Genomic DNA, 23,812 nt, shown 5'->3' on the forward strand with positions numbered 1-23,812 from the left:
GAAGAATGGCGGTCGTGACGAAGGTGCTGGTCGTCCTCGCCTGGGTGGCCGCGGCTGGCCTCGCTGTCGCCGTACTGGGCCGGTTGACGCACCTGGACGACGTGCTCTGGCCCTACGTTCTGGTGAACGCGCTCACTCCGGTCCTGTTTCTGCCCGCGTATCCCGCGTTCGCGGTCGGCGTCGCCACGCATCGTTACGCGCTGGCGGTGGTGGCCCTCGTCGCGGTGGTCGCCCATCTCGTCTGGCTGTGGCCTGAGGTCCGGCCGGGCGGCGCGAGCGCCGCGCCGGCCGGCGCGGCCCACTTCCGGCTGCTGACCGCGAACCTGGAGCTGGACAACGGCCGGGCCGGCACGCTCGGCCGCCAGATCCGCGCCGACTCCCCGGACGTGGTGGTCGTCGAAGAGCTGTCCAACGTGACCTACTACGGCCTGATGAAGTCAGGGGCACTCGCCGGCTACCACTACAGTGCATCCCGGCCACAGTTCGGGGCGTTCGGAGCGGGCGTCTGGTCCCGGTACCCGTTGTCGGACGTCGCGGCACCGCTCGTCGGCGGCCTGGACTCGCTGCGCGTGACGGTCACGCTGCCGGCGGGGCAGCGCTTCCGGTTGTTCGCCGTGCACACGCTGTCGCCGCGGAACTCCCACAACGTCGACGTGTGGCGGACCCAGCTGGCTGACCTGCGCCGAGAGGTGCAGGCCACGACGCTCCCGGTCGTCCTGGCCGGGGACTTCAACGCCACCCGGGACATGCGCCCGTTCCGCCGTGTCCTCGCCGCGGGGTTGACCGACGCTCACGACTCCGTGCACGCCGGCTGGTCGCCGACCTGGAACGACCGCCTTCCGCTCGTGCCAGCGCTGTGGCGGCTCGACCATGTACTCACCTCGCCGCAGTTCACCGCGACCGGGCTCCGGGTGGGGAAGAGCTACGGAAGCGACCACCTACCGGTCGTGGCGGACCTCGCGCTGCGGCCCTCGTCATGAGGATCTGGCGGCCCGGCTCAGCGCACCGGGACAACTCAGCGCACCGGGACAGCTCAGCGCACCGGTGGCGCCTCTCCCGCCGGACCCGGCTCGTCGCCGCGATCGTCCCGGTGCTGATCGTCGTCGGGGGCCTGTCCGGCTGGTTCGCCGCCGAGCGGACGGCCGCGGCCCGCGCGAATCGCAAGGCGGTGCTGTGCGAGGTCGCCGACGTCGTCGTGGCGACGCCGAGGTACCCGGAGCTTGAGCAGTTCCTCGCGGTCGAGTGGCGTTTCCTGACGAGCACCACGGCCGGCACCCACGACGCGGCGTTCGTCCGGCTGGTCGCTGGCCTGCCGGCCAGGCCGGATCCGGCCGCCATGAAACCCGTCGCGGCCTACTGCCACACGCGCGGCCTGGGGATCGTCGCGCCCTGACCCACGGATGGCGTCAGGGACGAGCCCGGTCACGAGCTCGCCCCTGACGCGGGGTGCGTGCTTGTCGCCGCCCGCTCAGGGCAGCCGAACCACCTGGGCCGCGTAGACGAGCCCCGCGCCGAACCCGACCAGCAGCGCCAGGCCGCCGCTCGGGGCCTGCTGGCGGGCGAGCAGATCCTCCATCGCCAACGGGATGGAGGCTCCCGAGGTGTTCCCCGTGGTCGCGATGTCCCGGGCCACGACCACACTCTTCGGCAGTCTGAGCACCCGGCACATCGTGTCGATGATCCGGATGTTGGCCTGGTGCGGGATGAACGCCGCCAGGTCGCTGGCCTCGATCCCGGCCGCCGCGAGCGCCCGCTGGGCCACCGGCGCCATCTGCCAGCTCGCCCACCGGAACACCTGCGGCCCGTCCATACGCATCACCGGCCAGGGCAGCTCAGGGCTCTCCCGCCACCGCAGGTAGGACGAGTCGTGCCCGATGACATCCCGCTTGCTGACGTCCGATCCCCACACGACCGGGCCGATGCCGGCGGTGCCCGACGGCCCGACGACCACCGCACCCGCGCCGTCACCGAACAGGAAGGCCGTACCGCGGTCGTGCGGATCGATGATGTCTGTCATCCGTTCCGCGCCGATGACGACCACGTAGCGAGCGCTGCCCGCGCGGATCATGTCGTTCGCCATCGCGAGGGCGTAGCTGAACCCGGCGCACGCGGCCGACACGTCGAAGGCCGCGACACCCTCAGCGCCGAGGCGGGCGGCGACATCGGTCGCCAGCGACGGCGACTGGACGACATTCGACATCGTCGCCACGAGAACGCAGCTCAGATCCGCCGCCGAGATACCGGCGTGCGCCATCGCCTTGCCGGCGGCGCCCGCCGCCATGCCGCCCAGCGGCTCGTCCGCCCCGGCGAACCGACGGCTCCTGATACCCGAACGGGAGACGATCCATTCGTCCGACGAGTCGATCGCCAGGCTGATCTCCGCGTTCGAGACGACCCTGGGCGGACGGTAGGCGCCCACCCCCAGAATGCGCGCGCCCGCGGGCCCCGCCGGTGACCGCAGCTCGACGGTCATCGGAGCCCGTTCCCTACGCGCGCCACGTGGATCGGCCGGCCCGGCTGGCCCACGTGGATCGGCCGGCCCCGCCGGCACGCGGCCGGCGATGCCATCCGACACAGAGTCCACTTCATCCGTGCCCCCCTCTGAAGAAATGCGGTGGAGCGCCGGGGTCAGGCCATCCCAACGGACTTGGATTCCCCGTCGGCGCGCTCGCGCTGCCGGATAATACCCGCGGCCGGATCCCGCTCCAGCGGGCCGATGGGTGTTACGCCGGCCGGCAGTGTTTGGGTGGGCAGTTCCGGCTCGATCTCCAGCGGCGCACGCGGCCGCCGCCGCTCCGAGACGATCGTCCGGAGGACCCGAAGGCCGTCCGAGATCGCATTGAGATTGCTCACCCCGTGGATCCGGGAGTACTCGAAGCTGGGAACCTCGATCACACGCAGTCCGGCCTGCGCTACACGCAGGTTAATCATTGTTTCAATCTCGAAACCGTCGCCCCAGCGTCGCTCGGCGGCGTCCCCCCCGCCGGCCGGCATTCCCGCGTCCAACGCGAGCGCCGGCAGGCAGGCGCGCCAGAACGCGTTGTAGCCGTAGCACAGGTCGGAGTACCGGCAGCGAAAGAGCGAGTTAACGAGGAAGGAAAGGAAACGGTTTCCGAGGCGGCGGATGCGGGTGATGTCCTCGCTGCCGCCTCCCGGCATGAACCGCGAGCCCTTGGCGAAGTGCGCACCGGCCTTCAGGACCTTGGTGAATGCCTCGATCTCCTTGGCGTCAGCCGAGCCGTCGGCGTCGAGCATGACGATGATGTCCCCGGTGGCCGCGGCGAACCCACAGGCCAGCGCGTTGCCCTTGCCCTTGCGGGTCTGGTGGACGACGACGACGTCGGCCCGCAGCGAGCGGGCGGCGTCGATCGTGCCGTCGGTCGAGCGGCCGTCCACCAGCACAATCTCGGCGTCACCGGGTAGTTTCTCGAAGACGTGTGGCAGGTTCTTCGCCTCGTTGAGCGTCGGGATGACGATGCTGATCGTCGGCTCGCGACGGATGAATTTGGGCGCAGCGCCAGACATTGGTCTCCCCCCAAGACCAAGGACCCGCCCACGGTCACCATCTCTCGTGGCAGGTCGAGAGACGGCGCCGCGGCGTCGGGTAAGTTTGTTTGCTCGGGCTAAAGCTTCGAATGCTTCGTCGCTCGCCGGGTCTCCGGCCATCCCCCTGACGGCAGAGATCTATGAATTCCAGCGATCAAGCCGGATAACTCGCTCCCGCGAGGTCCCCGATGGCCTGAAGTGTACCATCCGCCCCACACGGGCCGGCCGGCTTTTTCCACTAATTGGCGGTCAGGAGTGCGCTACGTCATACCGGGCATCCGGCTGTCGCCCAGGCGACAGTGCCACCGCGGCGGCCGGGGGCCAGGACGAGCGGCCGAACTGGCTGAAGAACCGCTGGGAGAACATGGTACTAATCAGTAGCACAACCGGCCCCGCTCGTATTGTCTTCGCGGCCAAGAGACCACGAAAGAGGGGAACGGGCCTCCGGAATGCGCCGTTGTCGCCAGGAGATGGCGCTTGTTCCCAGGAACTGGTTCTCAACCCGTTCTGTCGCCATGCGGGTGGTTCGTGCGCCTGACGGCGGGTTCGCGCCCGGTCCAGCTCAGGCGATATCGACGGCGTCCACGATGGTGTACGCGTAGCCCTGCTCGGCGAGGAAGCGCTGGCGGTGGGCGGCGTACTCCTGGTCGAGGGTGTCTCGGGAGACAACCGTGTAGAAGTGCGCCGAGCGACCGTCGGCCTTGGGCCGCAGCACCCGGCCAAGCCGCTGCGCCTCCTCCTGGCGGGAGCCGAACGTGCCGCTGACCTGGATCGCGACGCCGGCCTCCGGCAGGTCGATCGAGACGTTGGCGACCTTCGAGACCACCAGCGTCCTGATCTCGCCGGTCCGGAACGCCTCGAAGAGCCGCTCTCGCTCCTTGTTTCTCGTACTGCCCTGGATCACCGGAGCGTCCAGGCTCCGCCCGAGCGCGTCGAGCTGATCGAGATAGGCGCCAATGACGAGCACCCGGTCATCGGCGTGCCTCCGGACCAGCCTTTCGACGACGCCGTGTTTGGACAAAGCGGTCGCACACATCCGATATCGCTCGTCGGCCTCGGCCACGGCGTAGGACATCCGCTCGTCCTCGGTGAGCGTCACCCGCACCTCGGTGCACTCCGCCGGCGCGATCCAGCCCTGCGCCTCGATCTCGCGCCAGGGGGCGTCGTACCGCTTCGGGCCGATCAGCGAGAACACGTCGCCCTCACGGCCATCCTCGCGGACCAGCGTCGCCGTCAGCCCGAGCCGGCGCCGCGACTGGATGTCGGCCGTCATCCGGAACACAGGCGCGGGGAGCAGATGAACCTCGTCATAGACGATGAGACCCCAGTCGCGGGCGTCGAAGAGATCCAGGTGCAGGTACTCACCGCCGCGCCGGGCGGTCATCACCTGGTACGTGGCGATCGTGACCGGGCGGATCTCCTTGCGCTCGCCGGAGTACTCGCCGATCTCGTCCTCGGTCAGCGACGTGCGGCGCAGCAGCTCGGTGCGCCACTGCCGGCCGGCGACGGTGTTGGTCACGAGGATGAGGGTCGTGCTCGACGCCTGAGCCATCGCGGCCGCGCCGACGATCGTCTTGCCGGCGCCGCTGGGCAGCACGACCACGCCCGAGCCGCCCTCCCAGAAGCCGGCGACCGCGCCCTTCTGGTAGTCGCGCAGCTCCCAGCCGTCCTCGCGCAGCTCGATCGGGTGCGCCTCGCCATCGACGTAGCCGGCCATGTCCTCGGCCGGCCAGCCGAGCTTGAGCAACGCCTGCTTGAGCCGGCCCCGCTCGGACGGGTGGACGGCGATCGTGTCGTCGTCGATCCGGTTGCCGAGCATCGGCGCGATCCGCTTGGCCCGGGACACCTCGACCAGCACGGCCCGGTCGATCGCCCGCAGCACCAGCCCGTACGCCGGGTCGTTCTCCAGCCGCAGCCGGCCATAGCGGTCCATCGTGTCGGCGACGTCCACCAGCAGCGCGTTCGGCACCGCATAGCGGGAGTGCGTGACGAGGGCGTCGACGACCTGCTCGGCGTCATGCCCGGCGGCGCGCGCGTTCCACAGCGCCAGCGGGGTGATCCGGTAGGTGTGCACGTGCTCGGGTGAGCGCTCAAGCTCGGCGAAGGGGGCGATCGCCGCCCGTGCGGCCTTCGCCCGTGGGTGGTCGACCTCTAGCAGCAGCGTCTTGTCCGACTGGACGATCAGTGGCCCGTCAGCCACGGGCCACCGCTGCTCGCTCGGCATCGCACATGACTCGACGGTACCCGCCGGCCGGAGGCGACCGGACGGACGCCCGCGGCGACGCTGGCCCGTCCCGTTACGTTGTCACCACCACGGAAGAGAGGACCCGCCTCGGGTGACCAGGCCGTACGTACTGCTGAGCTGCGCGACCTCGATCGACGGATACCTCGACGACACGAGCGACGCGCGGCTACGCCTGTCGAACGAGGCGGACTTCGACCGGGTGGACGAGGTTCGCGCCGGATGCGACGCGATCCTGGTCGGCGCCGGGACGATCCGTGCGGACAACCCGAAGCTGTTGATCCGGTCCCCGGCGCGGCAACGGGCACGGACAAGTCGTGGCCTGCCCGCGAACCCCCTGAAGGTGACGCTCACCGCCACCGGCGACCTCGACCCCTCGGCCCGGTTCTTCACCGCCGGCGAGGCCCCGAAGGTCGTCTACACGGCCACCAGCGCGGTGGCGAAGGCCCGCGGGCGCCTCGGCGCGGGGGCCGAGGTCGTCGACGCGCGCGGCCCCGTGGAGCTGACCGCCGTGCTGGCCGACCTCGCGGCCCGGGGCGTGGCCCGGCTGATGGTCGAGGGCGGCGGTGCCGTGCACACCCAGTTCCTGACCGGGGACCTCGCCGACGAGCTTCAGCTCGTGATCGCGCCGTTCTTCGTCGGCGACCCCCGCGCCCCCCGCTTCGTCGGTCCCGGCACGTTCCCGCACGACCCGGCCCACCCCGCCCGCCTGGCCGAGACCACCCAGCTCAACGACGTCGTCCTCCTGCGTTACGCGCTCTCGCCCCGCTACCCGGGCCTCTGAACGCGGCTCAACCAAGATCCCGACTCTGGATCGGCGCCCACCGCCGCACTTCTCCCACCTCCGATCCACGCAAGGGAGGGCGCCCCAGCGCCCGATCAGGCGGAGCGGCCGGAGGCGCGAAGCGCCGTCTCCGGCCGCTCGCCCTACGCGCTCTCCCCCCGGTACCCCGGTCCCTGAGTTCAAACGCCGGCGAACGGATCGACGACGTCCGCCACCGCGGTGACGCGATGCAGCACGAAGCGGCGCGGGGCGGCGGCGGTCTCGTCCCAGGCGGTCAGCCAGCCGCCATCGAGGGCGGTCGGGCGCACGATCCGGTCGCTGGGCGTGCCCTGCTGGTCGACGTAACCGATCAGCACCCGGCGCCGCTCGCGCACCGCGGCCTGAAGCCGGACCAGGATCAGCGGCGCCGAGCGCACCAGGCCCTCGACCTCGCTGTTCCCGAAGGTCGTCGCGGCGCCGCCGGCCAGCCGCAGCGCCCGGGCGTTCTCGTCGCCACGCCGGACGAGCTTGACCGCGTCCCGCAGCTGGCCGCGGCGCACCGCGGCCGGGTCGGCCGCCGCCGAGCGGGCCCGTGCCGGGGTCCGGTGTGTCTCCGGCCGGCTGACGACGACCCGGCCGTCCGGGCCCTCCGCGGCCGGGGCGAACCCGGCCACGCGCAGCCCGTCGAGCAGCTCGACCACCGGCAGCCGGGAGATCACGACCGTCGGCGCGATCCGGCGCAGCCCAAGCGTCTGGGTGCGCCGGGAGGCGACCACCTCCGACAGCAGCGCCGGGTCGTCGCAGCGCAGGTAGGACTCGGCCGGGCCAGAACGAAGCCGGCCGTGCCGGCGCGCGGTGTCGTCGACCAGGTAGGTCAGCGCCTGCGGCACGCCACCCCGGCTGAGCCTGGTCAGCAGGCCGTGGATGTCGGCCGGCGAGGAGCCGGCGTCCAGCGCCCGGCGCAGCGACTCCTCGGAGAACCGGTAGACGGTGGCGGCCCCGGTCGACTCGATGTCGGCGAGCCGGGCGAGCTCAGCCGCGACCTCGGCGACCAGCGGGCCCGGGGCGACGGCGGTCAGGTCAGCCTGCAGCAGCAGCTCGTCGACCGGCTCGGGCAGCAGCGGGGCGAGCGCGTCGGCCAGCGCATCGGCGAACGAGCCGGGCTTCGCGGCCAGCCCGGGGCCGAACGGCGTCGTCCCCACGGCCCCGGCGCCCTCGGCGAGCAGTGTGGAGAGCAGCCGGCCGGTCGTCGCCGCCGCTCCCCGGCCGGTGAGCCCGAGCAGTTCCGCCTCCTCGATGGTGGCGTCGACGAGGCGCTCCTGCAGCGCGCCGCCACGGCGCGGCGCCCGCCAGCTCAGCAGCGCCCGCACGGACTGCGCCGTCGGCGCGACCCCGTCCGGGGCCGCCGCGAGCGCGGCCAGGACCTCGGCCCGCGTCGCCGGCGCGGCGGACCGGCGGACGTCGACGGACAGCGCCGAGACCTGTCGTCCCCGCTCGTCCCGGTCGCCGACCAGCGACGCGACCGAGGCCGACCGGACCCAGCCTTCGACCAGCAGTGCCCACCGCAGCGCGGTCGAGTCGACGCTCCAGCGGTCGAAGGTGGTCGTCGGCACGATCCGCACGTCGACGCCGGCCGTCGTGTCGACCAGCCCGGCGGCGCCGGCCAGCTCGACGACGAACGCCGCCTCCGGCTCGGGGATCTCCAGCAGCCGGGCGACAGCGCGCAGGTCGCGCACGCTGAGCCCGCCGGTGCGCAGCGGCACGATCGGGCTGACGCCCCAGGCCTGCAGCAAGGTGGCGACGTGCCGGACGACCGTCTCGGCGGCCAGCGCCGCGGCCGGGTCGACCGAGGCCGGCGCGACCTGCCGGCCGGTCAGCTCCGGCGGCGCCGGGTGCAGGATGCCGGTTGGCCGGTCGCCGCGCAGCGCCAGACCGACCTCCCGTGGCATCTCGACCTCGTCCGCGTCGACGCCGACGAGCAGACCACGGGCGAGCAGCTCCTCGACCGGGGTGCGCGCGGCCGCGACGGCCAGCAGGCGGCCCGCCTCCGCGGTGGCACCCCGGGCCGGGCCCTCGGCCAGCCGCGCCAGGATCCGGCCGGCCGCCGGGGAGCACTCGGCCGCGAGCCCGCGCACCACCGCGGGATCACCGAGCCGCTCGGCCACCTCCGCGACCAGCGTCTCCTTGGTCACCGCGGCCCCGCGTTCCTGGCCCGGAGCCCCGAGCCGCGCGGTCCGGCCGCCCAGCGCGACCCGCCCGGCCCGGGCCACGCCCAGCGCGGTGGCCAGCCGGGCCAGCTGCGGCACCCGGTAGGCGGCCAAGCAGTCCCGCGCCGCCCGGCCGAGGCCCAGCGCGCGGTCGCCGAGCAGGTCGGCCGCGGTCCCGACCAGCCTCAGCTCGTCGCCGTCGCCCCAGACCAGTCCGCGGGCCCGCAACGCCCGCACGGCGGCGCGGACGTCGAGGCCGCCGCAGAGCTCGGCCAGCCGGCCGACGGTCACCGGGCCCGGCAGCAGCGTGAGCACCGCGCCGGCTTCGAGGGCGAACGTGTCGAGGCTGTCGAGGGCACGCAGGACGCTGACCCTGATCTCCAGCCGGGCCGCGAGGATGTCGAAGTCGGGGGGCGGCGGTGTGGCGAGGTCGGGGCGCAGCTCGAACAGCCTGGTCAGCTCGTCGTCAGACCGGGCGCGCAGCCACGCCGGCAGCGTGGCCGGCTCCCCGTCGGGCTCCAGTGCCGGCGATGACACTCTCCGACGGTAGCCCAGCTTCCTGAGCGACCGTCCGCGCCGCCCGCCATCACCGAGCCCGCCGGCGCCTCCCCGGGCCTCACGGCCCTGTCCACACGGGAGCAAGCCGGACAGACCCGGCGCTCTACGCCAGCCTGGCGCCGTCCTGACCGGGCCCGGGTCGGGGCGGACGGATCAGCGCCGTACCCGGCAGACCCGTTCGAGGAGCAGCGCGGCGACGATCAGGGCCACGGCTGAGCCAAGGCCGAGACCGGCGGTGATGAGGTCGGCGCCCGCGGTGCCGTAGGTGTCCAGATGGGCCGCGGTATAGGCGAGCAGGGCGGCCCAGCCACCGGCCATCACGGCCGCGGTGAGCGAGCTGGCCTTGGCCAGCACGGCCAGCCGGGCCACCGTCAGCGGCATGATCGGTTTGGTGCCCGGCCGGCCGGCGAGGCGGCGGCGGGTGATGCTCGCCGTCTGCAGCTCCAGGACGGCGATCACGAACACGGAAAGCGGGCCGGTACGTGGCAGCTGCGGCAGTGTCCGGTACGACCAGACGAGCAGCAGGTACGCGAGCACCCCGGCGACCAGGACGGCGCCGGCCAGCTCACGAGCCCGGGTCGGCGTCATCCGAGCCCGGGGGCCACGCCGAGATCGGTCGCCGCCCCGGCCCGGCGCAGCCCGGCGGTCTCGCCGGCCGCGGCGAGCCCGGCCACCAGGTCGGCGACGCGGCCGTGCTCGGGGATGGTCGCGTCCGGGTCGACGTCCAGCCACGGGACGCAGACGAAGGCCCTCAGGTGCGCCCGCGGATGCGGGACGATGATCTCCGGGTCGTCGCTGGTCACGTCTCCGCAGGCGATCACGTCCACGTCCAGGGTGCGCGGTCCCCAGCGGATGGTGCGGACCCGCTCGGCCGCCTGCTCGGCCTCCCGGGCGGCGGCCAGCAGCGCGCGGACGGGCGCCGGGCGGGTGAGTAGTACCGCGTTGAGGTAGTCGTCCTGCGGCGGCCCGCCGACCGGCACCGTCTCGTAGACCGGCGACACGGCGAGCACACCCAGCCGGTCGTCCAGCAGCGCGACGGCCGCGCGCAGCGTCGCGGCCCGGTCGCCGAGATTCGACCCGAGCGCCAGCACGGCGTGGGCCGGGAGTGGGCCAGGACCCGCCGAGGCCGAGTGCGGTTCCGGAGCTCCCGGACCTGGCTGCGCCGGCTGGCCCGTCACACCTGTTCCCGGACGATCGTGACGGCGACGTCCGCGAAGGGCAGCGGGATCGGCGCGGCCGGCTTGTGCACCGTCACCTCGGCCCGCGCGACCCGCCGGTCGGCCAGGCAGACGTCGGCGAGCCGGGCGACCAGCGTCTCCAGCAGGTCCACCGGCTCGCCGGCGACGACGGCCGCGAGCGCCTCGGCGAGCTCGCCGTAGTGGACGGTCTGAGTGACGTCGTCGGCCGCCGCGGCGGGCGCGGTGTCAAGCCACAGGGCCGCGTCGACCACGAACTCCTGGCCCAGCTCACGCTCGGCCGCCAGCACGCCGTGCCGCCCGCGTACCCGCAGCCCACGCAACGTGATCCGGTCCCGGATCTCCCCGGCCGGCGCCGCTGTCGCGACCCGCTCGGCCACCCGCTCGAACCCCATCTGCCCCTCGCCGATTCGTCGCCGTCCGCGCGCCCCTGCGGACGCGGCCCAGCTGGTGTGAGCGCGCCCCCACGGGTCCGCATTCCCTGCAGCATGCCCGAGTCGGTCCGCCCGGGTGCCGCGCGCGACCGGCTGTGTCGCCGTGCCAGGCCCGCCGCCCGGGATCAGGCGTTCTCCCGGGGCCAGGCGCGGGCCCTATGCCAGGCACCGACCACCCGGACGGCGTCGACCGCCGGCCGCACCGCATGCACCCGGACCGCCCAGACCCTCTGGGCGGCGAGCAGCGTGGTGGTCGCCTGGGTCGCGTCCTCGCGCTGCTCGACCGGCCGCGGCGTGCCGTCCGGCGCGGCCAGCAGCGCGCCCAGGAAGGACTTGCGGGAGGTGCCGACCAGCAGCGGCCGGCCCAGCTGGGCGAACGCGTCCAGCTGGGCCAGCAGGGACCAGTTGTGCTCGAACTTCTTGGCGAAGCCGATCCCGGGGTCGAGGATCACCCGGTCCAGCCGGACCCCGGCGGCGGAGACGGCCGCGAGCCGCTCGCGCAGCTCGGCGACGACGTCGGCGACGACGTCGCCGTAGTGCGCCCGCTTGGCCATGTCGAGGCTCTCGCCGCGCGCATGCATGAGGACGTAGTAGGCGTCCCGCTCGGCGCACAGCGCGAGCAGGTCCGGGTCCGCGGCCGCGGAGACGTCGTTGACGAGCACCGCGCCGGCGTCCAGCGCCGCCGCGGCCACGGCGGCCCTGGTGGTGTCGACGCTCACCGTCACGCCGGCGGCGACCAGCTCCTCGATGACCGGCACGACCCGGCGGCGCTCCTCGGCGGTGTCGACCCGGGCCGCACCAGGACGGGTCGACTCACCACCGACGTCGACGATGTCGGCGCCGTCCGCGACCATCCGCAGCCCGGCCCGCACCGCGTCGGACGGCACGGCGTAGGTGCCACCGTCGGAGAACGAGTCGGGCGTGACGTTGACGATGCCCATCACCCTGGTCGGCCCGGGCGTGAGCAGCCGCGCCATCGCGTCCACCGTGGGCGTCTCGGCAGGGTCAACCGGCCGAAGGCGGCCGCCACCCGGGTCGGCGCGCTCGCTGGTCATGACGCGCCCATGAGCCGGCCCGTGGTGGTGGCACCAGCCAACCTGCGGCGATAGGCGTAGCGGTACACCGGCAGGAAGCCGAGGGCGGCGTAGATCCGACGGGCGGCTATGCTCTGCTCCTCCACCTGCAGGAGCGCGCGCCGGGCGCCGACGCTGGTAGCCCAGCTGGACAGCGCCGCGACCACCGTGGTGGCAGCGCCCTGGCCGCGGGCCGCCGGCAGCGTCGCCATGCTGTAGATCCCGAGCCACTGGCCGTCGAGAACCCCCCGGCCCGCGCCGACCGGCACGCCGTCGAGCGTCGCCGTGACGTAGATCGCGGGGGTCTCGGTCCTGCGCAGGACCGCGACGCTCGCCGCCCGGTGCGCGCCGAACATCGACATGCCACCGGCGGCGCAGACATCCAGCCAGCTGTCGCCCGGGCTCTCGGCGAGCGCGACCCGGACCGGGCCCCGCCCGCGGCCGCCCGGGGGCGCCGACCGCTCGGCCAGGCCCGCGGCGGCGGCGGCGATCCCGGCGAGGCCCGCGACGCAGACGTCGGTCGGTCCCTGCTCGGGCTCGTAGCCGGCCGCGTCGAGCGCCTGCCGCAGCTCGCCGGGGCGGGACGCGGGGGTCAGCTGGACGAACGCGGGCCGGCCAACGTGGGCGTAGAACCGGTCGACCTGAGCCAGGGCGGCCGGCAGGTCCGCGACGTCGTCGTGCGGCCAGACCGAGTTGCCGCGCCGGGTGGCGCCCGCCGAGTCGCGCAGCACCCAGCCATCGACCCGCTCGGTCCGCAGCGCCGACCAGCCGCGGAAGGCCAGCTCCTCCAGCTCGCGGGTCAGCGCGATCGGGTCGGTGTACCCGCTGATCCGGGCGACCGCCGGGTCGACGGACTGGTCGGCGAACCGGCACGGGCCAACCAGTGGGTCGGTCGGGGGCTCGCCGCTCATCCGGCCCGGCCAGCGTCGGCGCCGGGCAGCCGCGACGGGACACGGCCCGGCCCGTCGAACGCGAGACCGTGGCCGGCCGGGCGCGCCGGCCGGCCGGCGCGGGAACCGCGGATCGACAACGGCGAACGAGCTCCCGAGCGGCACGACATGCCCCGAGGCTACCGACCAGCCACCACCCGGGACGGTGCCTTTCCCGCCACGAAACCGGCCGTCACGACCGGCACTGACCGGCACTGACCGGCCAGTCGGTCCGAGCCGGGCGCGCGGGCGCGACCGCGGGCCGGCGGCCGTCCGCGGTCTCGCCAGCTCGGCAACTGTCCGTAGTGGTCTTCACCTCGAACGAGCCAATAAGCCACATGTGGTCTTCTCACCCACGCTCACACCCCGTCTACCCCCAAATCGGGACCATGCAGGACAAGTCCGGTACTGACAACACGCAGGGGCTCACAGCAGGTGCTCGTACGATGCCCGGCATTCGGGAGCGCACCGGCCGTCGCCCCGGCGAACGTGACCTTCCGTGATCTTTGGTCACGACCGCTGGCCGGAAGGCCGCCTGGCCGGCCATAGCAACACCGGCGGCGCGACAGTTTGGGCTGGTTCGGCCCGAGCAGACCGACGCGTGGTCCCGCCGTACCCCTCAGCCACTTCTGTGAACCACCTGGGAGACAGACCCCTAGCCTTCAATACCAGGGCCTAAAGTCCCAAAAAGGGCCCGACTTGCGTACATCGAGCAGTCCAGATACCGATCGGCCGCTCCGATCCCGGTTACGGCCATTCACAGGAGGGACACCCGGATGCCGCCAGCCACGGGTGGACTACCCCAGGAGCCGTCGGACGACTCCGACGACGCCTGGCGAGCGCCTGCCGACGACAGCGCCGCCCACCAACCGGACGACCGAGCGAGCGCGGCGAGGTCCAGCGACGGCGCGACACGCCCGGCGCCGGACGCCGACGGCCGCGGGCTGGTCATCCCGGCCGCCAGACACTCCCCGGACGACCACCCCGCCGACTACCCGCGCCTGACCGGCCGCCACGAGCGCGCCCACGCCGCCCGCGGACCTGGCGACCGCGCGACCGGCGACCGCTCACCCACCGATCAGGCTCCAGGCGGGAGCCCAGCAGCTACCCGGCCAGCCAGCGCGCTGACGGCCGCGGCCACCCTGTTCCCCACACCGTCCGCCGTCGCGCAGTTCGGCCGCGGGCCGGGCGACCGCGCCCTGGGCCTCCCCGCCAAGCCCCGCCCGGCCGACGCCGGGCGGCCCGCCCGGGCAGCCGAGGCCGCCTTCGCCGACGGCGAGACCGGTGCCCGCACGGGCACGGGCGAGCCGGCCGACAGGGAGACCACAACCAGGACCACGCCGGACCCGCCCGCCGCATTCGCAGGCGCGGACGATCCAGACAACGGGTCATCGGACCGCCGCCAGTTCCACCGGATCGCCGGGGCGGCCATCGGTGCTCTGCTCATTGAGGGACAGATCCTGGAGGTGTCCGGCATGCTCGCGGCGAGCCCCGTACAGCTGGCGCTCGACCGGGCCGAGCACATCCTCAGCCAGGCGCTCGGCGCCCACGAGATCATCCCGCCGGCCCACATCCTCGCCCAGACCGCCCGGCTGCACCGGGGCCTCGAGCGGCTGGCGCGCCGCCGGATGCCCGACAGCCAGTGGCGGCGGCTGCGGCTGCTCGCCGGTCGGGTCGCCGTGCTGCGGGCGGACGCGGCCTTCAAGCAGGGCAACGTGACGGCCGCCCGGGTGCTCACCGCGCAGGGGTACGCCGCGGGGCTCACGGCCGGCGACGGCCCGCTGTGCGGCTCGGCCCGCGAGGTCGGTGCCGTCACCGAGTTCTACGACGGTCGCCCGGACGAGGCGCTGCGGCTGGCCCGGGACGGCCAGCGCCACGTCGGCGCCGGGCCGGTACGGGCCCGGCTGGTCTGTCAGGAAGCCCGCGCGCTCGCCGCGCTGGGCGACGTGCTCGGCGCCGCGAAGGCGCTCGACCACGCGTACGACCTCGCCGACCAGATCTCGCCGGACCGCTGGGGCCGGCCCGGGCCCAGCTTCGACGAGTTCAACCCGGTGGAGGTCGCCTACAACGCGACCACCGCGCTGTGCCTGCTCGGCCGGCCCCGGACCGCCGAGCAGCACGCCGAGCTCGCGCTGCCGAAGCTCGACGCGATGGACGCCCCCGGCTTCCGCTCGGTGATCAGGCTGGACCTGTCGCTGGCGCTGGCCAGGGCCGGCCGGCTCGAGCTGGAGCGGGTCTGCCACCTGGCCAGCGAGGCGATCCAGATCTCCTGGGGCCGCACGGTGTCCTCGGTGTCCTCTCGGGCCGACCAGCTGCTGGAGGCGACCCGGATGCACGGCGAGGTGCCCGAGGTTCGGGATCTCGCCGCGCTGGTGCGCGAATGGCAGCGCTCCGCAGCCGCGCAGCGGCCGGCCGGTGGCCTCGCGACGACGCCGCTGGCGACCGGGCAGCTCGCGGGCGCGGCACTCGTCACGGCCACCGGGGTGACCCTCGTCAAGGGCGCCGGCCGGACGACGAAGGCCGCCACGAACATGATCGTGAGTGGAAGCACCGAACCGGGCCTGACCCACCCGGAAGCGAGCGACTGACGTCCGGTCGTCCGCGCGACGAGCCGGACGACCAACGGGACCGGGCCACCCCGCCCAGCGCGGGGCGGTCCGCGGGGGAGGGCGGTGGCCGGTTCACGGCCGCCGCGTCCCGTCGGGCCCTCGCCGCGATCTGCGCGGCCGCGGGCCTGGACGACACCGGCGCGATCGCGCTGAAGCTCACGGTCAACTCCGTCTACCGGCTGCCGCGCGCGGGCGCGGTGGTCCGCCTCGCAACGTCGGGCACGATGGCCTTCCGGGCCCCTAAGGTCGTCCAGGTCGCCCGCTGGCTCGCCGCCGAGGGAGTGCCCGCGGTCCGGCTGCTGCCCGGGGTACCGGCTCCGATCCGGGCCGGCGAGGCGCTCGCGACCGCATGGGTCGACGTCGGTCCTGACACCGAGCCGCCACCGGACACCGCGGACCTCGGCGCCATGCTGCGCCGCCTGCACGCGCTCGAACCACCGCGACCAGCCCTGCCCCGCTGGGACCCACTTGACGACGTCCGGCGCCGGATGTCCGACGCGGAGGCGCTGGCCCCCGACGACCGCGTCTTCCTCGAAGAGCTCATCGACCAGGTCGCGGCCGGCCTCCGCACGATCCGGTACCGGCTGGGCACGACGGTGATCCACGGCGACGCCCACCTCGGGAACCTGATCAGAGGCTCGTCCGGCCAGGTGGTCGTCTGCGACTTCGACTCGGTCTGCCTCGGGCCCGCGGAATGGGATCTGATGCCGGTCGCGGTCGGTCTCCTGCGGTTCGGACATCCGCCCGAGCGGCAGAACCTGCTCGCCGCGGCCTACGGCGTCGATGTGACCGAGTGGGACGGGTTCGAGGTGTTGCGGGCTGTCCGGGAGCTCAAGCTCGTCACAAGCGTGCTGCCGATCCTGGCGAGCAGCCCCACCGTCGCGGCGCAGTTCCGCGTCCGGCTCGACAGCCTGCGCCGCGGCGACCGGGCCGCCCGCTGGTCGCTCTATCGCTGACGCTGCGCCGCCGCGGCCTTGGCGGACCGACTCCGGGTCGCACTGGACCAGTCACGCTTTCCGTCCCGGACGTCGGCCCGGCAGACTTGCCCTGTGGACACCGACCAGTTGCGCGCGCTGTTGACCGACGTCGCCGCCGGCCGGGTGGACACGGACACGGCGCTGGCCCGCCTCGCCGCGGGGCCGCTCGGCGACGGCGCTGGCTTCGTCGATCTCGGCTACGCCCGGGTCGACACCCATCGCGGCGTGCGCACGGGTGATCCGGAGGTCGTCTTCGGGGCCGGCAAGACCGCGGCCGAGACAGTGGGCATCGTGTCCGCGCTGCGAGCCGCGAGCACCGGTGACGGCCGACCCACCCTGGTCACCCGGGCGAACCGCGAGACGGTCGACGCGCTGATCGCCCGCTGGCCGGACGCGCACGTCACCGGCCGCTGGTCCCCCGCCAGCCCGGGGGGAAACCAGCGGCCAGCCGGCGACACCGGACGGCTCGCGACCGTCGCCGTCGGTACGCTGCCGCCCGCCCGCGGCCAGGTCGTCGTCGTCTGCGCCGGCACCTCGGACACGCCCGTGGCCGACGAGGCGGCTCTGACCGTCGCCGCGAGCGGAGCGGGGGTCGAGGTGCTGCGCGACGTCGGCGTCGCCGGGCTGCACCGGCTGCTGGCCGTGCGCGACGTGCTCGCCGCGGCCGACTGCCTGGTCGTCGTCGCCGGGATGGAGGGCGCGCTGCCGAGCGTCATCGGCGGGCTGGTCGGAGTCCCACTGGTAGCCGTGCCGACCAGCGTCGGCTACGGGGCCGCGTTCGGCGGGCTCGCCGCGCTGCTCGGCATGCTGACCGCCTGCGCGCCGGGCATCGCGGTCTGCAACATCGACAACGGTTTCGGCGCCGGTCTCTTCGCGGCCCGGGTGGCCCGTGCCGCCGCGGGCGCCGGCCCTGAGGGCAGCACGGCCGCGGGCATCGGAACCGCCGCGCCGGCGGCCGGCATGCGCGCGACGGCGGCCAGCTCGGCCGGGTACCGATGAGCGGGCCGGAACCGCCCGCCGCCCGGCGGGTCGGCTGGCTCGACCTGTCCTGCGGGGCGAGCGGCGACATGCTGCTGGGCGCGCTCGTCGACGCGGGCGTTCCGCTGGCCGTGCCGGCCGCCGCGATCGACGGGCTCGGGCTGCCGATCCGGCTCGAGGCCCGCCAGGTGCACCGGTCCGGCCTCGCCGCGACGAAGGTCGACGTCGTCGCTCCCGACACCGGCCACACGCGGACCTGGGCCGATATCCGGGTGCTGCTTGCCCGGGCGCCGCTGGCGGACGCGACCCGCGACCTGGCGATCGCCACGTTCGCCGCGCTGGCCACGGCGGAGGGGCTGGTTCACGGGATCGACCCGGCCGAGGTGCACTTCCACGAGGTCGGCGCGCTCGACGCGATCGCCGACATCGTCGGCGTCAGCGCCGGGTTCGCCCAGCTGGGGCTCGACGGGCTGGTCGCCACCCCGATCGCGCTCGGCGGCGGCCGGGCCCGGACGGCGCACGGCGTGCTGCCGATCCCCGGACCGGCCGTGCTCGAGCTGCTGCGCGCCGCGGGCGCCCCGGCCGTCGGCGGCCCGGTCCCGGTCGAGCTGTGCACCCCGACCGGCGCCGCCCTCGTCGTCACGGTGGCCACCCACTTCGGCGACCTCCCGGCCCTGCGGGTGACCGCGGTCGGCTGCGGCGCAGGCACCAGGGACCTGCCCGGCCGTCCCAACCTCGTCCGCCTCGTGGTCGGCGACGCCCTCGACCCGACCGTGGCCGCGCCGGGCGCCCACCGGCATCAGGCTCACGACCACCTCGGCCACGACCATGCCGACGACGAACACCCGGGACTCCACAGCCGGCATGCGCACGACGCGGGCAGCCGGGCCGGCCGTCGCGGCCCCCCGACAGGTGAACCGCCCGCCGAGGGCGTCGCCCCGAGCGCCCAGAGCGAAGGCGGGCTCGCCGACGGGGTCGCAGTCACCGCGGAGCTGGTCCTGGAGGCGAACGTCGACGACCTCGACCCGCGGGTCTGGCCGTCGGTGCTCGCGGCGCTGCTCACCGCCGGCGCGGCCGACGCCTGGCTGACCCCGATCCTGATGAAGAAGGGCCGTCCGGCCCACACACTGCGCGCCCTGGTCGCGCCCGCGAGCCTCCCCGCGGTGCGGGCCGCGATCTTCCAGCACACCTCGACGCTGGGCCTGCGGGAGATCCAGGTGCGCAAGCACGCGCTGGCACGGTCGATGCGCGCCGTCGAGGTGGCCGGCCACCCGGTCCGGGTCAAGGTCTCCCCCGGCCCTGGTCCGGTCGGCGACCTTGGCGAGCACCCCCCCGGTCCGGTTCCCGTCGCCCAGCCCGAGTGGGAGGACGTCGCGCTCGCGGCGGAGAAGCTCGGCTGGCCAGCCCGGGCGGTGCTCGCCGCGGCCTGCGCCCTCGCGTACGAAGGCCGCTGGTCGGACGTCACACCCGGGTCGGAGAACGACCGGGACGGGACCGAACCCGCCGGTCCCGGCGTCAGCGGCCACGGGACGGACCCCGGCCTCGCCACCCGACAATCATGATCATGATGGCTGGCGCGATGACGCCCTGGAGGGTGTGCACGGTCACCCTGGTGAGCCTGAGGACGACCGCCGAGTGCCCACTGTCCGGCGGCGTGGGACTATGGGGTGGGTACTTATAGTGATCTTTGGCCATTTCCGTGCCATGAGCTAGTCCCGCTGGGTCGTACCGGGGGCACCAGTTCGCGGTGTGTCCATCCCCCGATGGGAGGGGTATCTGTGGACAAGGCGGGTAGTAGGCCGGATCGTGAGAGTTCTGCCCACGGCCGGGCAGCCCGGACGGAAGCATGAGGGACGACGCGGACATCGACGCTGGCAACGGGTATCCGCCCTCGCGGTACACCAGTCCGCCGCGCGTCGATGTCGCCAGAGCGCCGGCCGGCGCCGGCCGACTTGGCCCGACCGCACTGCCCTTCGCCGACGGCTATCTCGGCCGGGCCGCGGCTGGCGAGCCGATGACCGGCCCTGACGAAGGCCCTGGCTACGGCTCCTCGTACGCCGGGCCGCCCGGCGCCAGCCGACCGGCCGGCGTCGGCGGTCCACCGCGGCCACCGGTCCCACCCCCGCCGCCACCGATCCCACCGCCCGGTGGTGAGAACCCGCGCCCCGGCGGGCCGCCCCGGCAGGCCCCGGCCGGTCTCGCCGAGCCGGCCGGCCCCCCTGGCCGCCGCCCGGCCCCCGCCGGCACCGACTGGCGGGCGGCCCCACCCGCCTTCGGTGCACCAGGCGGCGACAGCCACCCACCTGTTCACCCGTTCGGGGCCCAGGCCCCGAACGGCGCCGCCAACCCGAACGGGCACCCCGGACGCAACGGCTACGGCGGTCCCAACGGCAACGGCGGTCCCAACGGCAACGGCGGTTCGAACAGCTACGGCGGCCCGAACGACAGCTACGGAAGCCCGAACAGCCGCGATCCGCTCGGCCACTCGAGCTCAAACGGCTACGCCAGCCCAAACGGCTACACGAGCCCGAACGGCCAAGCGAGTCCGAACGGCTATGCCCGTCCGAACGGCTACGCGAGACCAAACGGCCAGGGCGGCCCCAACGGCTACGACGGTCCGAACAGCCACGACCCGCTCGGCCACGCCGGCCCGAACGGCTATGCCGCCGCCAACGGCCAGGGCGGCCCGAACGGCTATGCCGGCCCGAACGGCCGGGCCGCCGCCAACGCCCAGGGTGGCTCGAACGGTCACGCCGGCCCGAACGGCCGTGGTGCCCCGGGCCAGCCAGGAGGGCCCCGCGTCGGCGGCGCCCCCGAGGCCGGCCGCCGGCCTGGCGCACCAAGCCCTGATGGCCGTGGAGCTGACATCAGCCCGGGACGCGGAGCCGCTGGCCGCGGTGGTCCCGGACCCCTGGGCCGTCCCTACAGCCCGGGCTGGCGGCCGGCGGCCACGGACATCGACGTTTCCGGCCCTCGCCCGGCGATGCCTAGGCCCGCCTCGCCGCAGCCCCCGACCGGCCGGCCGGCCCAGCCGTCCGAGCCAACCGGCTTTCGCACGCAGGGCCCGGTCCGAGACGCCTTCGACACCGGCTTCTCCGTCGACTCGCCCGCGGCCCGGCCGGCTGGCGGGATGCCGAACGGCTGGTCGGTCGGAGCTCCAGAGCACCCGGCCACCCGACTCGCCGCGCTGACGTCAGCCCCGGCTGCTCCCAGCACACCGCTCCCGGGCGCCGGCGGCCCGCCACCCGGCCCGCCGGGGGGCTTCGGCATCGGCCAGCCGCAAGACCATCGGCACAACGGCTACCCGGGCGGACACGCCGCCGGCCCGACCCGCCCAGCCAGCTGGGACCCGCTGGCACCGGGCGGCGCGCTCCCACCCGCCGAGCCCGCGTCGGCCCGCCTCCCGATGGACCCGTTCGCGGGGCGGGCCGCGACGCCACCGCCTCCCAACGGCCAGCCCCCCTCCGGGCCGGGCGGGCACCAAGGCGCCGACCCGTTCGGGCGGTACGGCCGGGCCGGTTCCGACCCGTTCGGCCCGGCCGGCGGCAATCACCCCGGGGTGCGATCCTCGAGCGGCCCCGCCGACCTGGCGCACGCCACCCCCGGCCCGAACGACCCGTTCGGCGTGACCGGCTACGGCGCGGCCCCCGCCGACGGGGTGGCGGACCCGTGGTCGACGCCCAACGGCACCTGGTCCACTCCGCCAGCCCCGGCGCCGGCCCCACCGTCCTGGTTGGGTAGCGGCCTGTCGGTCGAGAACCCGAACGCACCGACGCCCCCGCCGGCCGGCGCCACCGGGCACCGCGGCGCGCCGGGTGTACCGCCGGCGGTGGTCGCCGGGCCCGGCCACGGCCCGGGCCTGACCGGCGGATATCCCGGCGCGGCCGGGCTGTTGCCACCGAGTGGCCCACCGCCCGGCGCCCAGGCGGCCCAGGGCTCGGGCCGCAACGGCGGAGCCGGCCACAGCGGCGTGGCTCCAGGCTCCCAGACCCGAGGCTGGGACGAGCCTCGTGCCGGGCAGCCCGCCGGCGCCCACCGGCCAGGCGACCCGTTCGTCCTCGGCGGCCAGGCGCAGCCGAGGCACGCCGCCGCAAGCATCAACGTCGACGGCGGTCCGGCCGCCGGCCGCGGTCCCGGCGGCGCGAACGTCACCGCCGGGGCCGCCAACGGCTACCTGGTCAACGGCCGCGCTCCCGGCATCGGCCACGTCCCGGGCGCTGCCGGCCAAGGAAACGGCAACCCGTCGCGCAACGGGCCCTCGTTCCCGCAGCGCGCCGGTCCAGGCGGCGCACCGGTCAACGGCTCCTCACTCGGGGCTGGCATCGCGGTCGGTGGCGGCCCCGCCCGGCCGGGCGGGGCGTGGATCGTCGAGGGCTCAACCGAGCAGCGCTCCCCGAGCGGCCAGGCGGGGCCGTCCGGCCAGCACCTTCCTGCGGGCCAGCAGCAGGCCGGGCAGCCACACCCGGGCATGGACCCACGCGGTGGGAGCCATCCGGCTGGCGCCCAGCCACCGGCACAGCCTGGTCCTCCCACCCAGGCGTTTGACCCCCTGTTCGGCGATCTCCCGGTCGGCTCGCCCGCCGCGCCGAACGGCGTGTTCACCGGTCAGCGTCCGCCCGCCGCGCCCGCTGGCCCGTCCGGAGGCTTCCGCGGCGGTCCCGGCGGCCCGGCCGCGGGGCCCAACGGCCCATGGCCCGCCGCTCCGGGTAGCGCGGGCGCGGGCTATCCGGCGCGCCCGCCGATGCCACCGCCGGGCGCCCCAGTGCTCTCCGACGCGCCCACCCCGTTCGCGCCGCTGCACGACCGCGCGCCCGGCTTCCAGCCGTCGACCCAGTTCCCCGCGCCCGCGCCAGACCCATTGCCGGTTCCGCCGAGCGCGACGGCCCAGCGGCCGATGGCGCCGGGCGACGGCCGGGCGCCGATGCCACCGCGGCCGCCGGCCACGCCACCGGGTTTCGCCGACCCGCGCCGCGCGGCGCACGCCTACCTCCCGACCAGCCCGGATCCGGGCGGCCGCTCCGAGGCCGCGCGCGGCCAGGCACCGGCGACCCGGCCACGGCCGGCGAGCGCCGACTTCGACCCGTTCGACGTGTCCTCGGCGCCGTCCGCGATCCCGTCGGGCCCGCCGCCCCCACCCCGGCGGCGCAACACGTCGTCCGACCCTGGCCGCACCGGTCTCGACATCAGCGGGCCGGGGCTGGCCGCCGGCCGCTCGAATGGTCGGCACGCGACCGGCCACCCGAACGCGGCCCTCTACAGCGACGCCCTGCTGGGCCCGGCCCAGGAGACCGCCGCCCGAGGCTGGCGCAAGGTCGTCTATCAGGTGTCGGGCGGAGCGGTGAATCCCGGCCCGTCTCCCGACGAGGCCCGGCACAATCGGCTGCTCGGGCACATCCGGACACCGCTGACCGACTGCCACCGGATCGCGGTGATGTCACTCAAGGGCGGCGTCGGCAAGACCACGACCACGATCGGCCTCGGCTCCACCCTCGCGGACCTTCGTGACGACCGGGTGGTCGCGATCGACGCCAACCCGGACCGCGGCACCCTGGGCACCAAGGCCCAGCAGCCGTCGCCGTTCACCGTCCGGGACCTGCTGGAGGACTCGCACCGGCTGAGCCGCTACGTCGACGTCCGCAACTACATGGCCCGGTCGGATTCACGGCTCGATGTGCTCGCCTCCGCGGACGACCCGGAGATCTCCGAGGCGTTCGCCGACTCCGACTACCACGCCGTCGACGACCTGCTGCAGCGGTACTACTCGATCCTGCTGACCGACTGCGGCACCGGCATGCTGCACAGCGCGATGGGTGGCGTCCTGGCGCTGGCGGACACGCTCGTGATCGTGACGAGCTCCAGCGCGGACGGCGGCACCAGCGCCAGCGCCACGCTCGACTGGCTGGACGCGCACGGGTACGCCGCCCAGGTCCGCGACGCGGTCGCGGTGATCTCGATGTTCCCGCAGAACGGGGACGGCGTCGACGTCGACGCTCTGGAGGCGCACTTCGCGGCCCGTACCCGGCGGGTCGTGCGGGTTCCGTGGGACCCGCACCTGGCGACGGGCGGCCGGATCAGCCTGGACGCGTTGAAGCGCGAGACCCGCCGCGCCTACCAGGAGCTGGCCGCCGCGGTCGCCGAACGGTTCGCCCCGCCCGAGTTCGACGACCTGTCCTACCCCGGCGTCAACCCCTACCGGGACGACCGCCTCTTCTCCTGAGGCGATCGGGCAGAGACGGCGCTTCGCGCCTCTGCCCGCTCCGCCTGGTTCGGGCGCTGAGCGCCCTCCCCCAACCTGGACCA

General features: G+C 74.8%; 17 protein-coding genes. 8 read left to right on the plus strand and 9 right to left on the minus strand.

Annotated elements, in window-relative coordinates; all coding sequences use genetic code 11:
- Positions 1–5 precede the first annotated feature (5 nt).
- Both FRADC12_RS12795 and FRADC12_RS12800 read left to right on the plus strand, forming a co-directional pair.
- The gene (locus tag FRADC12_RS12795) at positions 6–980 is read left to right on the plus strand and encodes an endonuclease/exonuclease/phosphatase family protein (RefSeq protein ID WP_045876812.1); all 975 of its coding nucleotides are present in this window, start codon (positions 6–8) and stop codon (positions 978–980) included.
- On the plus strand, positions 977–1,393 hold the full coding sequence (locus tag FRADC12_RS12800; protein ID WP_045876813.1) for a hypothetical protein: 417 nt from the start codon (positions 977–979) through the stop codon (positions 1,391–1,393). The genes FRADC12_RS12795 and FRADC12_RS12800 overlap by 4 nt, the downstream gene beginning before the upstream one ends.
- Before the next feature lie 75 nt (positions 1,394–1,468).
- On the opposite strand, the gene FRADC12_RS12805 is transcribed toward FRADC12_RS12800, so the two are convergent.
- From FRADC12_RS12805 to FRADC12_RS12815, 3 genes are all read right to left on the minus strand, one after another.
- Complete coding sequence (locus FRADC12_RS12805) at positions 1,469–2,473, minus strand: beta-ketoacyl-ACP synthase III (RefSeq protein WP_045876814.1); 1,005 nt, start codon at positions 2,471–2,473, stop codon at positions 1,469–1,471.
- A gap of 155 nt (positions 2,474–2,628) precedes the next feature.
- Positions 2,629–3,525 carry a glycosyltransferase family 2 protein gene (locus tag FRADC12_RS12810; RefSeq protein WP_045876815.1) on the minus strand — a complete coding sequence of 299 codons (897 nt, stop codon included), beginning with the start codon at positions 3,523–3,525 and terminating at the stop codon, positions 2,629–2,631.
- Positions 3,526–4,108: 583 nt separating this feature from the next.
- Positions 4,109–5,746, minus strand: coding sequence for a DNA repair helicase XPB (locus FRADC12_RS12815; RefSeq protein WP_045879521.1), 1,638 nt, complete (start codon positions 5,744–5,746; stop codon positions 4,109–4,111).
- A gap of 136 nt (positions 5,747–5,882) precedes the next feature.
- Here FRADC12_RS12815 and FRADC12_RS12820 point away from each other — a divergent pair, with 136 nt between their 5' ends.
- Entirely contained in the window at positions 5,883–6,572 is a 690-nt protein-coding gene (locus FRADC12_RS12820; RefSeq protein WP_045876816.1) for a RibD family protein, read from the plus strand.
- Positions 6,573–6,751: 179 nt separating this feature from the next.
- Here FRADC12_RS12820 and FRADC12_RS12825 read toward each other — a convergent pair whose 3' ends face one another.
- The 6 genes from FRADC12_RS12825 to FRADC12_RS12850 all read right to left on the minus strand — a co-directional run bounded on the left by FRADC12_RS12825 (position 6,752) and on the right by FRADC12_RS12850 (position 12,930).
- Positions 6,752–9,295, minus strand: coding sequence for a helicase-associated domain-containing protein (locus tag FRADC12_RS12825; protein ID WP_045876817.1), 2,544 nt, complete (start codon positions 9,293–9,295; stop codon positions 6,752–6,754).
- Positions 9,296–9,469: 174 nt separating this feature from the next.
- Positions 9,470–9,904, minus strand: coding sequence for a DUF3180 domain-containing protein (locus FRADC12_RS12830; protein WP_045876818.1), 435 nt, complete (start codon positions 9,902–9,904; stop codon positions 9,470–9,472).
- Positions 9,901–10,494: a 2-amino-4-hydroxy-6-hydroxymethyldihydropteridine diphosphokinase gene (folK, locus tag FRADC12_RS12835; protein WP_084010665.1), complete on the minus strand. Its 594-nt coding sequence runs from the start codon at positions 10,492–10,494 to the stop codon at positions 9,901–9,903. Before folK ends, FRADC12_RS12830 begins: the two co-directional genes overlap by 4 nt.
- The gene (folB, locus tag FRADC12_RS12840; RefSeq protein ID WP_084010667.1) at positions 10,491–10,907 is read right to left on the minus strand and encodes a dihydroneopterin aldolase; all 417 of its coding nucleotides are present in this window, start codon (positions 10,905–10,907) and stop codon (positions 10,491–10,493) included. Before folB ends, folK begins: the two co-directional genes overlap by 4 nt.
- Before the next feature lie 164 nt (positions 10,908–11,071).
- Complete coding sequence (gene folP / locus FRADC12_RS12845; RefSeq protein WP_502685248.1) at positions 11,072–12,001, minus strand: dihydropteroate synthase; 930 nt, start codon at positions 11,999–12,001, stop codon at positions 11,072–11,074.
- A complete protein-coding gene (locus FRADC12_RS12850; RefSeq protein ID WP_052710882.1) occupies positions 11,998–12,930 on the minus strand; it encodes a GNAT family N-acetyltransferase in 933 nt (310 codons plus the stop codon). The genes folP and FRADC12_RS12850 overlap by 4 nt, the downstream gene beginning before the upstream one ends.
- 794 nt (positions 12,931–13,724) lie before the next feature.
- Between FRADC12_RS12850 and FRADC12_RS12855 the strand changes: the two genes are divergently transcribed.
- The 5 genes from FRADC12_RS12855 (at position 13,725) to FRADC12_RS33090 (ending at position 23,729) form a co-directional block, all read left to right on the plus strand.
- A complete protein-coding gene (locus FRADC12_RS12855) occupies positions 13,725–15,536 on the plus strand; it encodes an NsdA family TPR-like regulatory protein (RefSeq protein ID WP_045876820.1) in 1,812 nt (603 codons plus the stop codon).
- A gap of 218 nt (positions 15,537–15,754) precedes the next feature.
- On the plus strand, positions 15,755–16,513 hold the full coding sequence (locus tag FRADC12_RS12860; protein WP_349305860.1) for a phosphotransferase enzyme family protein: 759 nt from the start codon (positions 15,755–15,757) through the stop codon (positions 16,511–16,513).
- A gap of 93 nt (positions 16,514–16,606) precedes the next feature.
- Positions 16,607–17,533, plus strand: a complete 927-nt coding sequence (larB, locus tag FRADC12_RS12865; protein WP_045876821.1) for a nickel pincer cofactor biosynthesis protein LarB — start codon at positions 16,607–16,609, stop codon at positions 17,531–17,533.
- A complete protein-coding gene (gene larC, locus FRADC12_RS12870; protein WP_045876822.1) occupies positions 17,530–19,074 on the plus strand; it encodes a nickel pincer cofactor biosynthesis protein LarC in 1,545 nt (514 codons plus the stop codon). The genes larB and larC overlap by 4 nt, the downstream gene beginning before the upstream one ends.
- 284 nt (positions 19,075–19,358) lie before the next feature.
- Complete coding sequence (locus FRADC12_RS33090; RefSeq protein ID WP_052710883.1) at positions 19,359–23,729, plus strand: nucleotide-binding protein; 4,371 nt, start codon at positions 19,359–19,361, stop codon at positions 23,727–23,729.
- Positions 23,730–23,812 lie beyond the last annotated feature (83 nt).

The organism is Pseudofrankia sp. DC12, assembly GCF_000966285.1.
Classification (GTDB): Bacteria; Actinomycetota; Actinomycetes; order Frankiales; family Frankiaceae; genus Pseudofrankia.